Annotated in this window: 15 protein-coding genes; 6 read left to right on the top strand and 9 right to left on the bottom strand. The window is 56.0% G+C overall.

What is annotated here, in order from left to right; genetic code table 11:
- Nucleotides 1–3: 3 nt before the first annotated feature.
- From HMPREF2890_RS04195 to HMPREF2890_RS04175, 5 genes are all read left to right on the top strand, one after another.
- Nucleotides 4–1149 (top strand): hypothetical protein, encoded by a 1146-nt coding sequence (locus tag HMPREF2890_RS04195; RefSeq protein WP_070465868.1) that lies wholly within the window; start codon nucleotides 4–6, stop codon nucleotides 1147–1149.
- 193 nt (nucleotides 1150–1342) lie between these two features.
- Complete coding sequence (locus HMPREF2890_RS04190) at nucleotides 1343–2863, top strand: zinc-dependent metalloproteinase lipoprotein (RefSeq protein ID WP_070465863.1); 1521 nt, start codon at nucleotides 1343–1345, stop codon at nucleotides 2861–2863.
- 4 nt (nucleotides 2864–2867) lie between these two features.
- Complete coding sequence (locus HMPREF2890_RS04185; protein ID WP_148130669.1) at nucleotides 2868–4238, top strand: ArnT family glycosyltransferase; 1371 nt, start codon at nucleotides 2868–2870, stop codon at nucleotides 4236–4238.
- Nucleotides 4239–4242: 4 nt separating this feature from the next.
- Complete coding sequence (locus HMPREF2890_RS04180) at nucleotides 4243–6165, top strand: hypothetical protein (RefSeq protein ID WP_148130668.1); 1923 nt, start codon at nucleotides 4243–4245, stop codon at nucleotides 6163–6165.
- Between the two features lie 107 nt (nucleotides 6166–6272).
- Complete coding sequence (locus tag HMPREF2890_RS04175) at nucleotides 6273–6773, top strand: flavodoxin (RefSeq protein WP_070465855.1); 501 nt, start codon at nucleotides 6273–6275, stop codon at nucleotides 6771–6773.
- 97 nt (nucleotides 6774–6870) lie between these two features.
- On the opposite strand, the gene mscL is transcribed toward HMPREF2890_RS04175, so the two are convergent.
- The 3 genes from mscL to lepA all read right to left on the bottom strand — a co-directional run bounded on the left by mscL (nucleotide 6871) and on the right by lepA (nucleotide 10731).
- Nucleotides 6871–7290 carry a large-conductance mechanosensitive channel protein MscL gene (mscL, locus tag HMPREF2890_RS04170; protein WP_070465852.1) on the bottom strand — a complete coding sequence of 140 codons (420 nt, stop codon included), beginning with the start codon at nucleotides 7288–7290 and terminating at the stop codon, nucleotides 6871–6873.
- Between the two features lie 67 nt (nucleotides 7291–7357).
- The gene (gene dnaB, locus HMPREF2890_RS04165) at nucleotides 7358–8920 is read right to left on the bottom strand and encodes a replicative DNA helicase (RefSeq protein ID WP_070465848.1); all 1563 of its coding nucleotides are present in this window, start codon (nucleotides 8918–8920) and stop codon (nucleotides 7358–7360) included.
- A gap of 20 nt (nucleotides 8921–8940) precedes the next feature.
- A complete protein-coding gene (gene lepA / locus HMPREF2890_RS04160; RefSeq protein ID WP_070465845.1) occupies nucleotides 8941–10731 on the bottom strand; it encodes a translation elongation factor 4 in 1791 nt (596 codons plus the stop codon).
- 302 nt (nucleotides 10732–11033) lie between these two features.
- Here lepA and HMPREF2890_RS04155 point away from each other — a divergent pair, with 302 nt between their 5' ends.
- Nucleotides 11034–12788, top strand: a complete 1755-nt coding sequence (locus HMPREF2890_RS04155; RefSeq protein WP_070465840.1) for a DUF4091 domain-containing protein — start codon at nucleotides 11034–11036, stop codon at nucleotides 12786–12788.
- 69 nt (nucleotides 12789–12857) lie between these two features.
- Here the strand turns inward: HMPREF2890_RS04155 and asnS are convergent, their stop codons facing one another.
- The 6 genes from asnS to HMPREF2890_RS04125 form a co-directional block, all read right to left on the bottom strand.
- Nucleotides 12858–14258, bottom strand: a complete 1401-nt coding sequence (asnS, locus tag HMPREF2890_RS04150; protein WP_070465837.1) for an asparagine--tRNA ligase — start codon at nucleotides 14256–14258, stop codon at nucleotides 12858–12860.
- 17 nt (nucleotides 14259–14275) lie between these two features.
- Nucleotides 14276–15766 carry a pseudouridine synthase gene (locus HMPREF2890_RS04145; RefSeq protein ID WP_246825297.1) on the bottom strand — a complete coding sequence of 497 codons (1491 nt, stop codon included), beginning with the start codon at nucleotides 15764–15766 and terminating at the stop codon, nucleotides 14276–14278.
- Nucleotides 15767–15867: 101 nt separating this feature from the next.
- On the bottom strand, nucleotides 15868–17217 hold the full coding sequence (gene purB / locus HMPREF2890_RS04140) for an adenylosuccinate lyase (RefSeq protein ID WP_070465834.1): 1350 nt from the start codon (nucleotides 17215–17217) through the stop codon (nucleotides 15868–15870).
- A gap of 68 nt (nucleotides 17218–17285) precedes the next feature.
- Nucleotides 17286–18071, bottom strand: a complete 786-nt coding sequence (locus HMPREF2890_RS04135) for an ABC transporter ATP-binding protein (RefSeq protein WP_070465831.1) — start codon at nucleotides 18069–18071, stop codon at nucleotides 17286–17288.
- Entirely contained in the window at nucleotides 18068–19078 is a 1011-nt protein-coding gene (locus HMPREF2890_RS04130; RefSeq protein WP_070465828.1) for a FecCD family ABC transporter permease, read from the bottom strand. Before HMPREF2890_RS04130 ends, HMPREF2890_RS04135 begins: the two co-directional genes overlap by 4 nt.
- Nucleotides 19079–19903, bottom strand: a complete 825-nt coding sequence (locus HMPREF2890_RS04125; RefSeq protein ID WP_070465825.1) for an ABC transporter substrate-binding protein — start codon at nucleotides 19901–19903, stop codon at nucleotides 19079–19081.
- Nucleotides 19904–19917: the final 14 nt, after the last annotated feature.

Raw genomic sequence — 19917 nt, 5'->3', positions numbered from 1 at the left:
CTTATGACTTACCATACACTTAGCCTGCTGACGGCAGCACTTATCCTCCTCGCCGGTTGCAAGATGGATCCTGACTACACCCTACCTAAGGGTGAGAGTGGCGAAACGATCCTCGTCGGCGACATCACGGAGGACTTTGTGCTCAGCGCCGGGAGGTACCACCTCGAGGGGACAGTTCGAGTCCGAAAGGGAGCGACACTGACAATAGAGCGGGGAACGGTGATCGCCTCAATGCCGGGCTTCGATAAGTACATCCTCGTGGAGCAGGGGGCCAAGATACGGATCCTCGGTACGGCTGAGGAGCCGGTAGTCCTCTGTGCGGACAAGGGATGCAATCTCCCCGGCTACTGGGGAGGGCTGATCATCAATGGGAGGGCACCCATCTGCGGTGCTGCTCATCGGGTGGCGGAGGTTGATGAAGCGGAGCGCGACCAATACTATGGCGGAGACGTCCCTCGCGATGACTCGGGCGAGATACACTACCTGATCATCGATAGCCCCGGAGCAAGCCTGAGGGCAGATGTAGAGCATAATGGACTCACGCTCAATGGTGTCGGCTCCGACACCAAGATCGACCATGTGGCGATCCTCAGCTCAGGAGATGACGGACTGGAGTGCTTCGGCGGGACAGTATCCCCCCATACGATCCTTGTGAGAGGTGCTGAGGATGACCTGATCGATCTGACGGACGGCTACTGCGGCACCATCAGCCACCTCTATGGCATCTATAGCTCGGAGAGCAGGGAGAGAGGGGAGGAAAACCTCTGCCTCATAGAGACGGACGGCAATCTGGATGGGCGCTATCCCGATGCCAAAGGGATGACCTCAGCCACGATAACTGACTGCACACTGGAGGTGAGGGGCAAGGGACCGGACTACGGTGTCTTGGCTCGTCGCGGGGCCTCCATAGACCTAAGCAAGTGTGAGTTCCGCGGGTCCGGCAGGGTGGGACAGCTCCTCCGCTGCGAGAGCGAGGAGGGTCAATCCTCAATCACCGGCTCCTACGCCAGCGGACTAACTGTCTCCCGCCCCGGTTCCAGGGAGGGCGTCACGGCTCATGAGTCAGAGCAGATCACCGGCTGCGACCTCAGCTTATTTGACTGGGTAGAGCGTTACTACCGGCGTGCGGCAGCGGGGGATCAGAGGTAAGCGACCCTGCAGGCTCAGGGATTTTTCTTTTACCGATATTAGATGACACTAATACCGGTAAAAGACTCACCTAATATCGGTATTAGTTTTGCCCCACATTTTCACCTGCTCAGCACGATGATGCAGGCGCCCGGTGGAAAGAGTGTCTGCCGAAAAATGGGTAACTTTAGCCTCGGAAATGAAGGCTTGACATATGACCTCTAAGCACCCTATATATATCTACCTCGCCATCATCCTCGGTGGAGTCATCGCCCTACTCTCCGGCTGCCACCCGTTCGATACGATCGGACCGCTGAAGAGCAACAAGACGGACTTCCAAAACATTGCCGCCGAGGGTGATACACTAAAGGTGATCATATCCTCTGACCGGAAGTTTGTCCCCGTAACGGAAACCGACTGGCTCTCGGCCAACCTACCCGCCGGCAGAAGTCGGAATAAGGTGACCATCAATGTACGCCCCAATCTCTCCGACAAGGAGCGGGTCGGTGAGATAGCCTTTGTCATAGCCGAGGACGAGGAGGGGGAGAAGGACAGAGTGAGCATCAAGGTCCATCAGCTGGGTCGCGATCAGAACTTTGCCATTGACAGCGTGATGTACGAGATCCCGCTGATCTTCCACGTCATCACCAACCCCGAGGATATTGCCAAGAAAGATGCTCAGAATAACGACAACGATCCCAATAACGACTACACTAAAGTAAACGGGGAATCCCTCCAGCGACTGGTCGAGCAGGTCAATCAGCTCTACTCCGGCAATCCGCCAAACCCCAAGAGAGTAATGATGGGGAAGGGATACAATAGGATCGGCTTGACGAACTCCAGGATCCGCTTTGTCTTAGCCACAAAAGATCCGGATGGCAAGCGACTATCCCCATCAGGCATCACCTCACACGACATGACGGAGCGGGCTCTCGATCCGACTGCTGTGATGCAGGATAAGAAGGGCGGCATCTACCACTCGATGAGCTTCCCGATCAGCAGTTACATCAACGTCTATGTCTTCCCCTTCAAGCCCGGTAAGGATGTGGGGCAGATCACTCTCGGGATCTCCCATATGCCCTATCTCGTCACGGAGCATAAGATGGAGGGACTCGGTACATTTGACAGAGCGATAAAGGGATTTGACAACTACAATCACTGCATTGTGCTGAATTACCAGCAGTTTGAGAACCGAGTCAAGGAGACTCAGTCGATCAGCAAGATCCATGGGGATCTCACACCGGCAGCTGTAACGCTTGCTCACGAGCTAGGGCACTACCTCGGTCTGGGACATGTCTTTGCGGAGAAAAAGGCTGAGGGAGAGACGAGTGCCCTGCAGCTCACTAAGGAGTGCATCGACAGCGACTATGTCGAGGATACGCCCTCCTACAATCGGATCGCTTACAATAAGGTGATGAGTGAGCAGATCGCTGCTCTTGAGTCAAGCCAAGGCTCCACACTGCAGTCCGTCCTCTCCACCCTCCTGACGAGAGACCTCTGCGATGGGCGATTTAATCAGATTTCCTACAACCTCATGGACTACGAGGTCTCCTACAACGACCGCTTCACACCGGGTCAAATATCCCGGATGAGACAGGTGCTCTACTACAGCCTCACCGTGCCCGGGGACAAGCTGGTCAGCCAGACGAGATCGGCCCTCAGGTCGGATGAGGAGAGTGCCATCGGTCGTCCGGTGGCGGTAGAGTGCAAGATCCATATACATACTAAGCCGTAATGCCATGAGACGAAGAAGATCACGTGTGGTAGCACTCCTCCATGGGAGGAGAGACCTACTGCTGTACCTCTTGGTGATGGTCCTACTGGGACTCTTCAGCCTCTACGGGCTGGGAAGTACGACACCGAGGGAGGAGATAGTAGCCGGGCAAGTAGAGCAATTGTGTCGCTTGGACCGCAAGGGGGAGCTGACGACTGCCGATCTCCTCACACGGACAACTTCACCGATATACGAGGGCTCGGTACTCCTGATGCACAGAGTGATAGATAATAGTGACGAGCAGGTATCGACAGCAGCACTTCGGATACCGACCCTGCTGGCAACGATACTGCTCGGGGTCTTTTTCTTCATCTTTGTCTGTAGAGACCGCAGCCGACCCATTGCTCGAGTGGCGCTCTTCTTCCTCATTGCCACTCCATTCTTTCACTACTTCATCATCACCGGGGGGCCGGCCATGCCGGGTGCTCTCTTTGGGACCCTTGCGCTGATGGTATGCCACGATATGATGACAAGTGAGAGGAGGCATCCGGTAGGCCCCATACTACTCTGTGGTGTATTCCTGGCTCTCACCGGTCTGTCGGTAGGGGCCGGAGGAGTAGTCATCCCGTCACTTGCCATGCTCCTATGGGGTCTCCTCGGGAGCCGGTCCGGGGTGAGAGGTCGGCTGTGGATACCGATTGCATCAGTTGTCCTCGGCGTATTGCTCGTAGCCCTTTCCGCAACCATTCCGGGCGAGTGCCACTGGCTAACGCCTGAGTCAGGACGATGGTCCGGCCGTGGTCTGTGGGGATGCCTCCTGACGCTGATACCCTGGGGCGTGGTGACCCTGATGGATGAGAAAAAGTCCTCGGGGATGAGGTACAGCCTAGGGCACTTGTCTACCGAGGGTCTCGCTCTACTGACGATCGTCTCAGCCCTTGTCTACAACCTCGCCTCCGGCACAAGCGATCCTGCGCCATCCCTTGTAGTAGCCCCCTTTGTCTGTCTCATTGCCGGTGAGGCCTTCCGCTCACTGTTGCGGTGCGAGCCCGGGCGGATCACCACATTCGCTTACGTGATCAACATCCTGGGGCTGGTGATGCTCGGGGTACTGGTCTTTGTCCTCGTGGGGCCGAGTGATCCGGTCAACGCCCTCATCTCTACCCTCAATGGATCCGATGGGGCTATTGCTGTCACTGCTATGCGTGGGGCAGTCAGGTCACATATGGCTCTCTGCCTGCTCCTGATGGTGGGACCGGTCGTTGCTGCCCTGACTATGGTCTATCAGCGTGTCAGGGGGAGCGAAACGAAGCAGGCATACAGCAGCATCCTAATGGTGATCCTTATCACCCTGGCGGTCGACCTGCCTCTCGTGGCTCTCGTGGGATCGCTTTAGGTCCATGATAAGATCAAGGGGTAAGTCACTCTTCTCTTCTCTCCTCTTAGGTGCGGTACTCATCGCCACAGGAGGAGGCTGTCAATCACACCGCCCGCCTCTCAGTGAGATAGTGATAGACACAGACCTGCCGGTGATCTCGGAGGAGCCTCTTCGTATGGGGATCACTCTGGACGTCGGGTGCGGTGGGAAAGACCTCCTTACCCCTAACCTCATCCCGAATGCAGGATTTGAGTTGGCTCCACCTCTTCTGCACTGCAGCTACAATACATCCACATCAACACTCATCACCCCCAACGGGTACAAGACCTACTACCCCACTCCCACTTCGCTCTACGGATGGGGAGCTCAAAGCGGGGAGATAACCCTTAGCGAGGGCAGGACCTTTTACAAGGAGTCCTCTCACTACCTGACCTTTCGCCCCAAGGACACCGACTCTGTCCCATGCAGGATCATAAGCACACTCTTCCCACTGGAGGTAAAGGATGGTGAGCGGTATAGTCTTAGCTGCTATGTCAGCAGCGACTTGGCGGAGGCAAGGGTCTCCTTAGTGAGGGACACACTGTCCCCCAAAAAAGTCTCCACCGAGACCTCCATACGTGGTGACGTCTACTGGAGCCGTCAGGATGTGGAGCTGCAGATCACCACTGCGACGGACTCCGCCTACTTGATGATAGAGTCTCGACCCATCCGGCGCACGGATGAGGGGATGGGCTACACCCAGCCGAGGGGCTATGTCTCCCTCGATGAACTATGGCTCACGAGGAAAGAGCCACAGTCCGATCCGGAGGTCCCGCTGCCAAATGCGCTCATGAAGCTCCTGAGAGGGCTTGATCCCGACTTCGTGAGGTTTCCAGGTGGCAGAACTGCGAATGGCTATTACCCCGGGAGCTACCCCACTCCCCACTATGGTCATCAGGATACTCTCTCGATCTGGACCTTGGGAGGAACAGAGTACACCGGGGACTTTGGGATCTCTAAGCTCATCAAGGTATCAGAGCTACTCAGTGCCCGTCCTATGGTCATTGCTAATGCCGGGATCACTGATCCATCTGCCACACCGCGATACGAGGATGTCGCCGAGATAGGCGAGAGGACAAAGTATCTCTCGCGCTTGGCAATGAATCCTAAGCTCTTAGTTCAGATCGGCTATGGGCTCACTTCAGAGGAGTACAAGCGGCGCTTCAAGATCTTTGCGGCGAGCATCGGCCAGGATAATTTAGTCTCCGCCGGACCACTCGTAGACTCTACCACCCACTATAGCGACTACGCATTTGACTTGGCACTCACGGCGATCAAGGACCCACACTTGATCAATCTCATTCCCGAGGCGAATAGGAAGCTACAGACCAAGCGGCAACAGATGATGATCGGCGAAGCCACCTTCGCTGATCCGGAGTCGCTTGCCGTCTTTCTACCACCCCTGGCACAGCGAGCAGCTTTCCTGATAGACTCGGAGAGGCACACCCCTCTGCTTGAGGGAGTCGGTATCGCACCGCTGCTCTCAACCGATCCATCTGATCATCCTCTCATACTGGTACGAGGGGCGCACTATCACCCGACCTTACTGTACGACTTTGTGTCGCAATTCCAGCGGACCAGAGGAGATGCGGTACACGAGATAGATGACCACGATGACATCTGTCTCTCCCTTACCTCTGACAAGGAGCGAAAGCACTACTACCTCCGCGGGGTCAATCTCACCCGCCACCCACTTACCTACAGGGTAAGGGTCACAGGGAAGCGGCAAAGTGTCAAGAGAGTGACCATGGTGCGCTTCACTCCGGAGCCCCCGACCACTACGGCCGACTTGTCACGCTACTACAGCTACGTACGCACGGAGGAGGAAATCAGCCTACCCCTTAAGAAAGCATTTGACCTGACTATAGAGCCTTATCAGGTCGTCCTACTTGACTTCTCAGAATAAGAGCCAGACTGTAGATTGGGCTAAATATTCGAGCCAGAGGATTGGCTATGTCAAAACTACTTTCTATATTTGTCCGAGTGTATTACTACTAGTTATAATCACCTTATATGAAAACTATCATTGTTTACGGTTCCTCTACCGGAACCACCAAAGACATCGCTGACCGCATCGCCGAGAAGTTTGGTGTCGCTGCTGATGACGTACGTGACGCTTCTGACTTCGATGCAGAGGACGTAGCCAACTACGACCTGCTGATCTTCGGAAGCAGCACCTGGGATGACGGTGAGCTGCAGGACGACTGGTCCGACCTCATCGGAGACATCGCTGACCAGGATCTCTCCGGCAAGAAGGTTGCCCTCTTCGGATGCGGCGACAGCGAGGGCTACGGAGATACCTTCTGCGATGCTGTGGGTATCCTCAAGGAAGAGCTCAGCAACAGCGGCTGCACCTTTGTAGGTGCGATCAGCAAGGATGGCTACGAGTACGAGGCCAGCCGTGCCGAGGAGGGTGGCAAGCTGGTAGGCTGCTGCCTGGACGAGGACAATCAGGATGACCTCACCGACGAGCGTATCGACCGCTGGGTAGAGGCTGTCAAGAGTGCCCTCTGATAGCTGATCCGTAGATCATTCCTCTATATTTAGCAAAAGAGGCTGCGTGCTATTGAGCACGCAGCCTCTTTTGCATTAGTCTGAGCAGAGAGCGAGATTACTTCTTCTTCAGCTCATCACGGATCTCACGGAGCAGCTGGATATCCTCCGGTGTAGGAGCCGGCTCAGCAGGCTTCTCAGCCTCCTTGCGCTTGAAGCTATTGACCGTCTTGACCATCAGGAAGATCGCCCAAGCGATGATCAAGAAGTCTACCACCGTCTGGATGAATTGTCCATACATAATAGCTGACTCCGGCTTCAGGATCTCGCCATCAGTACCCATAGTGGCGGGACTGAGGACAAGCTTGAGGTCAGAGAAATTCACCTTCCCGAGGAGCATCCCAAGGGGAGGCATCAGCACGTCATCCACAAAGGAGGAAACGATCTTACCGAAGGCGCCACCGACGATGACACCAACAGCCATATCAAGGACGTTACCACGCATGGCAAACTCCTTGAATTCTTTCATCATACTCATATCGTAATCTATGTTTTCGATTAAAAATTCTTGAATCTTAGTATTCTTACCCATTTCCAATCAGTCATTACATCGTAAACCCTCCCTGATCATCGGGGAAACCACCTCCCGAGAGCGGGTCATCAACAGACGGCCCATTGAGACTCGAGGAGAAGGTCGACTGGTAGTCGTCATTGATATTGCTATCCAGCGCAGAGGAGAAGCGGATGAGATCACCCTCAAAGCGTAGGTAGACATCCCCCACCCGGCCATTACGGTGCTTGGCGATAATGACCTGTGCCAAGCCTCTCATATCACGATTATTCTCATCAGTGAGTATGCCGTAGTACTCCGGGCGGTGGATGAAGATGACCATATCTGCATCCTGCTCGATGGCCCCCGACTCACGAAGGTCCGAGAGCTGCGGCCGACGTCCCTCCTTATTCCGCTTCTCCAGCTCACGATTGAGCTGCGAGAGGGCAATGATAGTGATCCCTAGCTCCTTGGCGAGTTGCTTTAGCGATCGGGAGATAGTACTCACCTCCTGCTCGCGATTGGCATTATTCTTCAGTCCACTGGCCGTCATCAGCTGCAGGTAGTCGATAAAGACCACCCGCACCTGATGCTTGCGCACTAAGCGACGAACTCGCGACCGCAGGTCAAAGATCGAAATACTTGCCGTATCATCGATAATGATAGGCGCCTCCTCCATTGGTCCCAGACCATAGAAGAGCGTATGCATCTGCTCATCCGTGAGGGTCCCTCTCTTGATGTCCTCATTGGGGATAGAGGTGTGCATCGAGATAAGTCGCTTGGTCAGCTGATCCTCTCCCATCTCGAGGGAGAAGAATGCGACAGGCACCTTGTAGTCCAAGGCCATATTGAGCGCCATCGAGAGGGCAAAAGCGGTCTTCCCCATCGCCGGACGGGCGGCAAGGATCACCAGGTCCGTAGGTTGCCAGCCAAAGGTGATCTCATCCAAGTCCCGGAAGCCGGTATTCACGCCGCTCATACCATCCTTCCTCTCGGCAGCGTTACGGATCTCCTGCAGGGTATTGGGCAAAAGCTCCTTGATGGTCTTCATCTCGTTGCTATTGATACCCTGAGAAATATTGAAGAGCTCCTGCTCAGAGTCCTGCAAGAGGTCTCCTACCTCGATCTCCTCGTCAAAGGAGTTTTGGATCACTCGGTTACCGAAGGAGATAAGGTTGCGCTGCACCATCTTATCGTAAAGGATGCGCGCATGGTATGGTAGGTCGGCAGTGCTATTGACGATCGAGGCGAGCGTCGCGATATAGCCCATCCCCCCGACAGAGCGAAGCGTGCCATTGAGCTTCAGCTTCTCCACCACCGTCTGCGTGTCCACCGGGCTGTCCTCCAGAGTCAGCTGCTGGATAGCCTCGAAGATCATCGCATTCTTGGGGTCGTAGAAGCAGTCCTTTACCAAGACCTCATCGACCTGGGCAAAAGCCGACCGCTCAAGGATCAGTGCGCCGAGCACGGTACGCTCCAGCTCAAGATTGTGCGGTGGCACACGACTGGCAAGGATGCGCGAGAGTCCCTCTCTCACAAAGGCCGAGTCCTGCGGTGTCGTCTCCCCTTGGGGCGGAACCGGTGCCGATGGAGTGGCTGTTGTATCTTGATCTGACATAATTATATCTTCCGTTTCACTCAGTCCTCGTCCAGCTTAAGCACAGTAAGGAAGGCCTTCTGAGGCACCTCCACCTTACCGATGCGCTTCATCCGCTTCTTTCCCTCCTTCTGCTTCTCGAGGAGCTTACGCTTGCGGCTCACGTCACCACCATAGCACTTGGCAGTTACATCCTTACGGAGTGCCTTGATCGTCTCTCGGGCGACCACCTTGGCACCGATGGCAGCCTGCACGGCGATGTCAAATTGCTGCCGAGGGATCAGCGTCTTCAGTTTCTCACAAAACTTCCGCCCCATCGTCTGGGCGTTACCTCGGAAGGTCAGCATACTGAGGGCATCAACCGGCTCGCCATTGAGGAGAATGTCCACCCGCACGAGGTCTGAGGTGCGGAGGTCGGTGACGTGGTAGTCAAAGGAGGCATACCCGCTGGAGACACTCTTGAGTCGGTCGTAGAAGTCGATCACGATCTCCCCGAGGGGCATATCGAAGAGCAGTTCCATTCGGTTACCATAGAGGTAGTTTTGCTTGATGAGGATCCCCCGCTTAGCGAGACAGAGCTCGATGATCGGACCGATATAGTCCATCGTCGTGATGATTGACGCGCGGATGTAGGGCTCCTCGATATGATCGATCTCAGCAGCATCGGGGAGTCCGGATGGGTTGTGCACCTCCATCACGTCCCCCTTACGGGTGTAGACCATATAGGAGACGTTGGGGACCGTGGTGATGACAGACATATTGTACTCCCGGTCGAGACGCTCCTGGACGATCTCCATATGGAGCAGGCCGAGGAAACCGCAGCGGAAGCCAAAGCCGAGGGCTGCAGAGCTCTCGGGGGAGAAGGTCAGGGAGGCATCGTTGAGCCTCAGCTTATCAAGCGAGGTCCTGAGGTTTTCATAGTCCTCAGGGGCGACCGGATAGACACCGGCGAAGACCATCGGCTTCACCTCCTCGAAGCCCTTGATCGGAGCTTGAGCGGGACTCTCCACCGATGTGATGGTGTCGCCCACCTTCACCTCACCCGAGTCCTTGATTCCTGAGATGATGTAGCCAACGTCTCCACACGTCACCTCCTGCTTAGGCACCATATCCAGCTCCAGAGTCCCCACTTCATCGGCATCGTACTCGGTATTGGTCTGCATAAATTTCACCCGCTCACCGGCGTGGACCGATCCGTTCACCACCTTATAGTAAGCGATGATCCCGCGGTAGGCATTGAATACGGAGTCGAAGATGAGCGCCTGCAGCGGAGCGTCCGGATCGCCCACGGGAGCGGGGACCTTCTCCACGATGGTGTCAAGGATCTCCTTGACCCCTATACCCGAGCGCCCACTGGCAAGGAGGATATCCTCCCTGTCGCAGCCCAGGAGATCGATCACCTCGTCCCCGGCGAGGTCGACATTGGCACTATCGAGGTCAATCTTATTGAGCACCGGGATGATCGTCAGGTCATGCTCGATCGCCATATAGAGATTGGAGATCGTCTGCGCCTGCACCCCCTGCGAGGCATCAACCACGAGGAGCGCCCCCTCACAGGCAGCAATGGAGCGCGACACCTCGTACGAGAAGTCGACGTGTCCGGGAGTGTCGATGAGATTGAGTATATACTCCTCGCCCTGATACTCATACCGCATCTGTATGGCGTGGCTCTTGATCGTGATGCCACGCTCACGCTCCAGATCCATATTGTCCAGCACCTGATCCTCAGAGCGATTGGCGACCGTATTGGTGTAGTCCAGCAGACGATCGGCAAGCGTACTCTTACCGTGATCGATGTGAGCAATGATGCAGAAGTTTCGTATATGTTTCATGTAAGGGTCTAATGTATATCAGCTACAAAGTTACCTAATTTCCGACTGGCTTCAGATCGACTGAGGCCGGACCGGAGTCCCAGCCCTACGGGACTGCTGTGCCAGCCTATCGGGACTGCAGTGCCAGCCCTACGGCACTACAGTTCCATCCCTACGGGACTGGAGTTTCATCCCCTTGGGACCGGAGTCTCTCCCGCAAGAGACTGCCCGAGATGGCAGAGGGCGGAGAGGAAAAGTACCCATTAGAAACAATTTAGCGAACTTTGTCTCTGAGTAAAAACCAATCCACAAACCAAGAAACGATGAGAAAGAGAATAACCGCTCTCCTGGCAGGACTGCTGTCCCTCGCGACCGCATATGGTCAGTATCCCGTGGAGAGCTATCAGGAGCTGCCCAATCCCACACCGTCAGACCGGTCCCTCTGGCAGTCGCTTAGCGTCCCGGTCATCGGCTGGGGAAGCATTGACATCCGGTACCCCAAGGAGCGCCCCGCCGAGGGGCTGACAAGTAAAGAGCTTCGGCTGAGCGGATGGCGAGGCGAGCGTGTTTACGCCCAGGCAGTCGTGAGCAGTTCCACCCCTCTCACCGCACTCACCTATGAGATCTCCGATCTAAGGAGCAGCGATGGCGCAGTCATCCCCTCATCTCAGGGCAAGTCGGGTACCGGATTTGTCCGCTACGTGCTGACCGATGAGCTCAATAAGGATGGTCTCGGGGGCTGTGGTGAGCGACCGGATCACTCCCTCTTCGACTCCACACTGGTAGCAGACGGGATTGACCACCTTGCCCGCTCACTGGATCTCACGCCCTGCACGACACGCCCTATCTGGTTCTCAATCGACATTCCGAGGGATGCGAGAGCGGGAAGCTACCGGGCGATGGTCACCATATGCGATGGTGATCGGGCACTGGCGACCCTGCCCCTGTCGGTGGTGGTGGACGAGAGAGCACTGCCCGAGAGGAGTGACTTCTTCCTCGATCTGTGGCAAAACCCCTACGCCATAGCAAGGTACTACGGGGTGACTCCTTGGTCTGAGGAGCACTTCAGCATCATGCGCCCCTATATGGAGATGTACCGGGACGCAGGGGGCAAGGCGATCACCGCCTCGATCATGTACAAGCCCTGGAATGGCCAGACGCACGACCCCTTTGACTCCATGATCGACTGGAGGCTCGGGAGGGACGGCAAGTGGCACTTCGACTACACGCACTTCGATGAGTGGGTCAGCTTTATGCTGGATCTCGGGATCGACAAGGCGATCACTTGCTTCTCCATGGTCCCGTGGGAGCTCTCCTTTCGCTACTTTGATGAAGCGAGCGGGGAGTACAAGTTCCTCCGCGCTGAGCCGGGAAGCGAGTCCTACACGGAGCTCTGGTCTGCGATGCTTCGCTCCTTTGCGCAGCACCTTAGGGCAAAGGGGTGGATCGACCGGACCTATATAGCTATGGATGAGCGGTCTCCCGAGGTGATGGAGGAGTGCTTTCGCCTGATCCAGGAGGCGGACCCGGAGCTGAAGGTGCATATGACCGGGGCGCTACACGAGGAACTGTCAGATCACCTCGACTACTACTGCGTGGGGCTCGCCGCCAAGTACTCTGAGGAGCTCAAGGCGAAGCGGGGCAGCGAGGGGAAGATTACCACGTTCTACACCTGCTGTGCTGAGCCACGACCCAATACCTTTACCTTCAGTGCCGCCGCTGACGGAGAGTGGTATGGATGGTATGCCGCACGTGAGGGGCTGGACGGCTACCTCCGCTGGGCGTACAATAGCTGGGTGGAGCAGCCTCTCCTCGACAGCCGGTACAGCAATTGGGCTGCCGGTGACACCTACTTAGTCTATCCGGGTGCACGCTCCTCGATCCGCTTTGAGCGACTGCGGAGGGGAGTCCAGTCCTTTGACAAGATCAGAGCCCTGAGGAGTCAGTATGCAGGAGACCGGCAGGCGCTCGCCAAGATCGATGAGGCGCTCTCGCTCTTCGATGAGAGTAAGCTCAGCCCCTCCTACACCTCCGACCGGATCATCAATGAGGCGAGAGAGATCATAGAGACGCTCTGAGTCCTTCGCTACAGAGCATAAGCAAAAACCTCCGAGCCTTACGGTTCGGAGGTTTTTACTTATCAGTGATTAGAAGTTAGCGTTCTTAGGGGTGCGGGGGAAGGGGATGACGTCCCTGATATTGGACATCCCCGTGACGAAGAGCACCAAGCGCTCAAAGCCCAAACCAAATCCACTATGAGGGCAGGCTCCGAAGCGGCGCGTATCGAGGTACCAATTCATCGCCTCCAGCGGGATCCCGACCTCCTCACAGCGCTTGGTCAGCTTAGCGAGGTCTGCCTCACGCTCGGATCCGCCCATAATCTCGCCGATGCGGGGGAAGAGCACATCCATACCACGGACGGTCTTGCCATCCTCATTTTGCTTCATATAGAAAGCCTTGATCTCCTTCGGGTAGTCGGTGACCATCACAGGCTTCTTGTAGTGCTTCTCTACGAGGTAGCGCTCGTGCTCGGCCGCCAAGTCACAGCCCCAGTAGACGGGGAACTCAAACTTCACCCCGTCCTTGATCGCCTGCTCCAGCACCTCCACACCCTCGGTGTAGGTGATGCGGGCAAAGCGCTGACTATCGACAAACTTTAGTCGATCGATGAGGGTGTCATCGTAGGTGTCGTTGAGGAACTGCACATCGTCTGCGCACTCCGTCAGAGCCCAGTGGATGAGGTACTTGACGAAGTCCTCCGCCAGGTCCATATTGTCGGTATTGTCGTAGAAGGCCATCTCCGGCTCGATCATCCAAAACTCTGCCAGGTGGCGAGGAGTATTAGAGTCCTCTGCGCGGAATGTCGGACCAAAGGTGTAGATCTCGCCCAGCCCCATGGCTGCAAGCTCGCCCTCCAGCTGACCGGAGACGGTGAGATTGGTCTCCTGACCGAAGAAGTCCTGGCTGTAGTCTACTTCACCCTCCTCGGTGCGGGGAGGATTGGCTACATCCAGAGTCGTCACCTGGAACATCTGCCCGGCTCCCTCAGCATCAGAGGCAGTGATCAGCGGAGTGTGGAAGTAGACAAACCCCTTGTCGTGGAAGTACTTGTGGATCGCGTAAGCCATATTGTGGCGGATGCGGAAGACAGCACCAAAGGTATTGGTCCTCGGACGGAGGTGAGCCACCTCTCGCAGGAACTCAAAGGTGTGCTCCTTCTTCTGCAAGGGATACGTATCGGGGTCTGCTGTGCCGTAGATCTCAATGGCATCGGCCTGTACTTCTACAGTCTGTCCCTTGCCCTGACTCTCTACCAGCTTGCCGTCTACAGAGAGACAGGCACCGGTGGTGATCTTCTTGAGCAGCTCCTCATCGATCTTGCTCTTGTCGGCAACGATCTGGAGGTTATACACAGAGGAGCCGTCATTCATGGCGATGAAGGCGACATACTTGCTACCCCTCTTGGTGCGGACCCACCCCTTGACATTGACCTCCTGATCGATGTACTTAGGATCCTTGACGAGGTCGACTATCTTTACTCTTTTCATAAGAATTTCTTATCTGCTTACTCAAATGCTCCCATCTTGAGGTTATCCACCTCTTCCTGTGTCAGGTAGCGCCACTTGCCACGACCAAGATTCTTCTTAGTCAGACCGGCGAAGTAAACCCGGTCGAGCTTCACCACTCGGTAGCCCAGAGCCTCGAAGAGACGACGAACGATGCGGTTACGACCGGAGTGGATCTCTATACCCACCTGAGCGTGATCCTCATCGGTGACGTAGCTGATCGCATCGGCGTGCATCTCGCCGTCCTCAAGCTCGATCCCATCTGCCAGCTTCTGCATATCCTCGGGAGATACCTCCTTATCGAGCCAGGCGTGGTAGATCTTCTTCTTCTCGAAGGATGGATGGACCAGCTTAGCAGCCAGCTCACCATCGTTGGTGAGGAGAAGTACGCCGGTCGTATTACGGTCAAGTCGCCCCACCGGGTAGATGCGTTCCTTAGCAGCTGAGCGGACAAGATTGACGACCGTCATCCGCTCCTGCGGATCATCTGATGTGGTGACGCAGTTGCGCGGCTTATTGAGCAGGACATAGACCTTGCTCTCCGGCTTCACCTCCTGACGATTGACCTCAACACAGTCATTGATCGTCACCTTGGTACCAAGAGTGGTGACGGGGGTGCCATTGACTAACACGGCACCGGCAGCGATGAGATCATCCGCCTCACGACGAGAGCAGACACCGGAGTTGGCGATAAACTTATTGAGCCGGATGGGCTCATCCGTACTTATCTCAGGCTGATCGTAGGTCGGGCGGGCCGGCTTACGCTTGCCCATATTTCCTCCCTGACGCCCACCAAACTGATGGGGGGAGCTGCCGCCTCGAGAGCGATTATCCCTTGCTCCATTAGGGCGGCGCCCTCCACGATGCTCTCCATCCTTGTCATTGTAAGACCGGCGCGGTCTCTGTCCGTATGCGGGTCTATCCCCTTGATCACGACGATAGGGACGACCGCCCTGGGGGCGTCTCTGTCCCTGGCCATCACCATAGGGCCGGTAGGGGGAGCGACCTCTACTCGGGCGTCTCTCCTCCTGATCATCGGTAGAGATGTGGAAGGAGCCCTCGTCTGACTCACGATCATCGGCATAGGACTGACCATAGAGCCGGCGATTGCTCTCAAACCTCTGCTTGTACCTCGCTCTGTAGTCGGTATCAGGCTCACTATCCCGGTGATCAGTACGATCAGGCATCCTATCCTGACGTGAGAAGTTGGTGCGACGTCTGTAGGAGTCGTAGCTCTCGGAGACACCGGCTCTCTCCCTTCTGTAGTCGGTGGTAGTGGTAGGTCCCTCATCGGGACGCATATCACGGATGCGACGGCGGCGCCTTATGCCCACTGATTGGTCATCATCAGAGTCGGTTCGTCTGCTTCGGTACTGAGACCGTGGGCGACCGGTATAGTCGCTATCCGTTGCCGAGGAGCGTCCCTCGGGACGATCGGCAGGGTCATCATCGTAGAGAGACCCCTTGTCCATGTAGTCGTCTTTATTCATTTTAGACTTGTCTATCTCCCTCACGGGAGGGTGACGCAGCCTCACGGCTGCATGTATTGTAAATAGCTAATATTTAACGGTGTAAAGGTACGAAGAAATGGTCACTTACTATATACACCGGTGTAATTCCGCGGGGTGATCCTCTTCATCTCCTCCTTCACCTCCGGGCGCACCTCCAGGTGGTCAATGAAGTCCTCAAGATGCTCTCGGGTAAGTTTCTCATTGGTACGGGTAAGCTTCTTCAGCGCCTCGTAGGGCTTGGGGTAGCCCTCTCTACGCAGGATCGTCTGCAGCGCCTCCGCCACGACCGGCAGGGCATCGTCTAAGTCTCCAAGTATGGTCTCCTCGTGGAGGATCAGCTTATCAAGCCCTTTAAGGATGGAGGAGAAAGCGATCATCATATGAGCCACCGGCATACCAATATTACGCATCACGGTGGAGTCGGTGAGATCCCTCTGCAGGCGGGAGATAGGGAGCTTATGTGCCAGATGCTCCAGGTATGCCACCGCGATACCGAGATTGCCCTCAGCATTCTCAAAGTCAATGGGATTGACCTTGTGAGGCATAGCGGAGGAGCCCACCTCACCCTCCTTGATCTTCTGCTTGAAATACTCCATCGAGACATACATCCATATGTCACGGCAGAAGTCTATGAGGATCGTCGAGATCCGCTTGAGGCCATCCAAGAGCGCCGCAAGGTTGTCATAATTAGAGATCTGGGTCGTATACTCCTCCAGCCCCATACCGAGGTGGTGGGCAAAGTGATTGGCGAAGTTGCGCCAGTCGATCTCAGGGAAAGCGACATGATGAGCATTCATATTGCCCGTAGCGCCACCAAACTTTATCGTCTGTGGGACGAGGTCAAGTAGTGCCAGCTGTCTCTCGAGACGATAGCCGTAGACTCTCATCTCCTTACCGAGCGTAGTAGGCGACGCAGGCTGACCATGAGTGCGTGCCAGCATCGGGATGTCTGCCCACGCCTCAGCACGCTGATTAATCTCAGACAGCACCTTATCCAACCGAGGGCGCCACTGGTCATGGAGTGCCTCCTTGAGGGCCAGCGGCTGTGCGCTATTATTTATATCCTGGGAGGTGAGACCAAAGTGGACAAACTCGAGCACAGGGCCAAACTCATCATCGCTTATCTGCTCCTTGATGAAGTACTCTATGGCCTTCACGTCGTGGTTGGTCGTCCTCTCAATCTCCTTCACACGCTCAGCGTCCCGGAGCGAGAAGTCTTCGTAGAGAGCTCTTAGTCGACGACGGTCCTCGTCATTGCGGATCTTCTCAAGCTGGGGAAGCACCTCAGAGAGACATATCAGATACTCTACCTCTATGCGGATGCGATATCGGATGAGAGCGGCTTCAGAAAAGTAGTCACTCAGGTCCTCTACTTTGTTGCGATAGCGACCATCAATAGGTGAGATGGCTGTCAGTGGATTCAGCGTCATAAGATTGTTATTGGTTTAGTTGCCCAAATGTACCCATTCTTGCCCATTTTTCCACCACTATTCGTGTGCTAAGCCATCCGAGGGAGCACCATCGGCCGACCGGAGATAGGATGAGCCGTAATAGAGACCGGCATCCTGTAGACCTCCCCTATATGCTTCTCTGTCAGCACTTCCTCTGGGCTTCCCTGGGCGTAGACCTGCCCCTCCCTCATCAGGACAAGGTAGTCGCAGTACTCCGAGGCCATGGTGAGGTCGTGGAGGACAGCGAGGATCGTCAGGGGGTGGGTCGGGTCCTTCGCAAGAGAGCGGACCAGACTGAGCACCCGCACGGTATGTGTGATGTCAAGGTGTGCCGTGGCCTCATCGAGGAGTAGCAGCTGAGGCTCCACACAGAGCGCCTGTGCAATAGCCCCCATCTGCTGCTCACCGCCAGACAGCTCCGTCATATATCTATGAGCCAGTGGCTCCATGCCGACCATTCGGATAGATCGCTCCACCACTTCCTGGTCGGCAGTGCTCTCAAAGTAGTAGAGTGGCGGATGATGCGGTAGGCGACCCATAGCAACGTAATCCCTCAGCGTGATAGCTATGGGATCGATCATCTGGGAGACGACCGAGACGGCGCAGGCGCGCTCCCGCCGGCTCAGCAGTCTCAGGTCCTTCTCTCCGAGGGAGATCCGACCACTCATCGGTGAGAGATCCCCCATGACTGTCGCAAGGAGGGTAGACTTTCCCGAGCCATTGGGACCGATGATGCCGACCACAGCACCCCGCTCCACCTCAAGAGAGACATCTCTTATCGCGAAGCCTCGGGCGTATCCCGAGGACAAATGACGGATCGAGAGGAGACTCATAGCAGAGGCTTACGACTGCGGGGGCGTGTCAAGAGGAGGATGAAAAGCAACCCGCCGAGGATCCCGGTGATGACCCCGATGGGGAGCTCGTTGGGAGCAATGATCGTCCGCGCAACCAGGTCACAGAGCAGGAGGAAGAGACCGCCTAAGAGAAAGGAGGCAGGGATCACAACTCTATAGTCATTGCCTATCGTGAGTCGGACCACATGCGGGATCACAAGCCCGACGAAGCCTATCACGCCCGCTACAGCGATGGAGCACCCGGTGGCAAAGGAAGAGATGACAAAGAGCCATCGGACTGTCCGGCGAGTGTCCAAACCCAAGTGTCCCGCACTCCTCAGCCCCAGTCGCATGGCATTCATCGGTGTGGCAAAGAGGCAGGAGATCACTAAGAGCAGGAGAGAGAGAGCTGCCATTCCGATAACCATACCGGTGTCGGACTGCGTCAAGGAACCCATTGACCAGAGGATGATTTTCTGAAGATCCTCGGGATGTGCCACAGCCTCTATGAAGAGGACTGCCGAGGAGGTGACAAAGCTGATCATCACTCCGACAAGGAGCATCCGCTGCACCTCGACCGACCGCCGTCGCAGACTAAGCGTGTAGATCACGCCCATGACGGCAAGCGAACCTATAAACCCACTAATCGGAAGCCAAACGTACTGCAGGGAAGAGACTCCGAAGACGATGCAGATAGCCACACCCAGGGATGCCCCTCCCGAGAGACCCATAGTGTACGGCTCTACGAGTGGATTTCGGAAGACACCCTGTAAGAGACACCCTGCAAGACTGAGGGATCCTCCTACGGAGAGGGCAAGGACCATACGGGGTAGTCTTATGTAGCGGAGGACACGGTACTCGATGGAGTCCTCACGCATAATGGTAGATAGGTCAGCGAGACGGATTGGCATCTCCCCCACGGTGAGGGAGAAGACAGCAGTGATGAGAGACAGGACCAGAAGTCCGACGAGCAGAGTAGCCCACTTGGTCCACCTATTCATCGACATCTACTCTTTCAGACCCAGGTCAAGAGCCATCCTTCGCAGAGTAAGGACATAGGTAATCGGTGTAGGCTGCGAGGCCTCGTTAGCCTCCAGCTCACAGAGATGCCCCTGCCGAGTTGCCTTAAGATCCGGGAAGGACTGCCACCCCTTGATCATCGGCTGACGATCCTCCCCCATCCCTACGACGAAGATGTAGTCAGGATCACTCCGCAGCACATACTCCCTGCTGAGCGTCCCATGACTGAGGTCCTCACATATATTAATACACCCGAGACGGGTGATCATCTCTCCCATATAGTTTCCACCCGTCACTCCATAGAGGGGGTTATCCCCGAGCTGCATAAGCACTGTCCGTCCGGTAAGTCCCTGAGCGCTCATTCGCTGCCCGAGATCCTCCGCCACTACGAGGGAGGCCTCAGCAAGCTTCTTCGCCTCAGCCTCCTTACCAATCCTCTTGCCGAGGTCGACGAATTGATCACAGATCTCAGCCAGTGTGGTACCGGTGCGGTAGGTAACCACCTCAAGACCCAGTTTCCGCAGGGTCTCAATGTCACTCTGTCGTGTCAGTGAGGTAGCGAGGATCAGGTCCGGCTTCAGCGCCACGATGGCCTCAGGGCTGGTCTTGACCGCACTCGCAATCACGGTCACCCCCTTGCGCCCCGCAGCCATACAGTAGCTGGTGCACCCGACGATCCAGTCTGCAGCATCGAGGTAATAGAGGGACCGGGTGAGAGATGGAGCAAGGGAAACAATGCGCCTCGGTGTCGATGCCATCAGGGCATAGCACCCTACGAAGAGGCAGACTAAGAGAGAGAAAAATCGTCTCATGGCTATAAACTATG

This window comes from Porphyromonas sp. HMSC065F10 (genome assembly GCF_001808555.1).
Taxonomy (GTDB): Bacteria; Bacteroidota; Bacteroidia; order Bacteroidales; family Porphyromonadaceae; genus Porphyromonas_A.
Note: the sequence above shows the minus strand (reverse complement) of the source record. Positions and strands in the feature narration are given on the sequence as shown.

What these genes read in the sequence shown, in the direction of transcription:
- HMPREF2890_RS04195 (WP_070465868.1), top strand. Translation starts at nt 4, where the DNA reads ATGACTTACCATACACTTAGCCTGCTGACGGCAGCACTTATCCTCCTC.
- HMPREF2890_RS04190 (WP_070465863.1), top strand. Translation starts at nt 1,343, where the DNA reads ATGACCTCTAAGCACCCTATATATATCTACCTCGCCATCATCCTCGGT.
- HMPREF2890_RS04185 (WP_148130669.1), top strand. Translation starts at nt 2,868, where the DNA reads ATGAGACGAAGAAGATCACGTGTGGTAGCACTCCTCCATGGGAGGAGA.
- HMPREF2890_RS04180 (WP_148130668.1), top strand. Translation starts at nt 4,243, where the DNA reads ATGATAAGATCAAGGGGTAAGTCACTCTTCTCTTCTCTCCTCTTAGGT.
- HMPREF2890_RS04175 (WP_070465855.1), top strand. Translation starts at nt 6,273, where the DNA reads ATGAAAACTATCATTGTTTACGGTTCCTCTACCGGAACCACCAAAGAC.
- mscL (WP_070465852.1), bottom strand. Translation starts at nt 7,290, where the DNA reads ATGAGTATGATGAAAGAATTCAAGGAGTTTGCCATGCGTGGTAACGTC.
- dnaB (WP_070465848.1), bottom strand. Translation starts at nt 8,920, where the DNA reads ATGTCAGATCAAGATACAACAGCCACTCCATCGGCACCGGTTCCGCCC.
- lepA (WP_070465845.1), bottom strand. Translation starts at nt 10,731, where the DNA reads ATGAAACATATACGAAACTTCTGCATCATTGCTCACATCGATCACGGT.
- HMPREF2890_RS04155 (WP_070465840.1), top strand. Translation starts at nt 11,034, where the DNA reads ATGAGAAAGAGAATAACCGCTCTCCTGGCAGGACTGCTGTCCCTCGCG.
- asnS (WP_070465837.1), bottom strand. Translation starts at nt 14,258, where the DNA reads ATGAAAAGAGTAAAGATAGTCGACCTCGTCAAGGATCCTAAGTACATC.
- HMPREF2890_RS04145 (WP_246825297.1), bottom strand. Translation starts at nt 15,766, where the DNA reads ATGAATAAAGACGACTACATGGACAAGGGGTCTCTCTACGATGATGAC.
- purB (WP_070465834.1), bottom strand. Translation starts at nt 17,217, where the DNA reads ATGACGCTGAATCCACTGACAGCCATCTCACCTATTGATGGTCGCTAT.
- HMPREF2890_RS04135 (WP_070465831.1), bottom strand. Translation starts at nt 18,071, where the DNA reads ATGAGTCTCCTCTCGATCCGTCATTTGTCCTCGGGATACGCCCGAGGC.
- HMPREF2890_RS04130 (WP_070465828.1), bottom strand. Translation starts at nt 19,078, where the DNA reads ATGTCGATGAATAGGTGGACCAAGTGGGCTACTCTGCTCGTCGGACTT.
- HMPREF2890_RS04125 (WP_070465825.1), bottom strand. Translation starts at nt 19,903, where the DNA reads ATGAGACGATTTTTCTCTCTCTTAGTCTGCCTCTTCGTAGGGTGCTAT.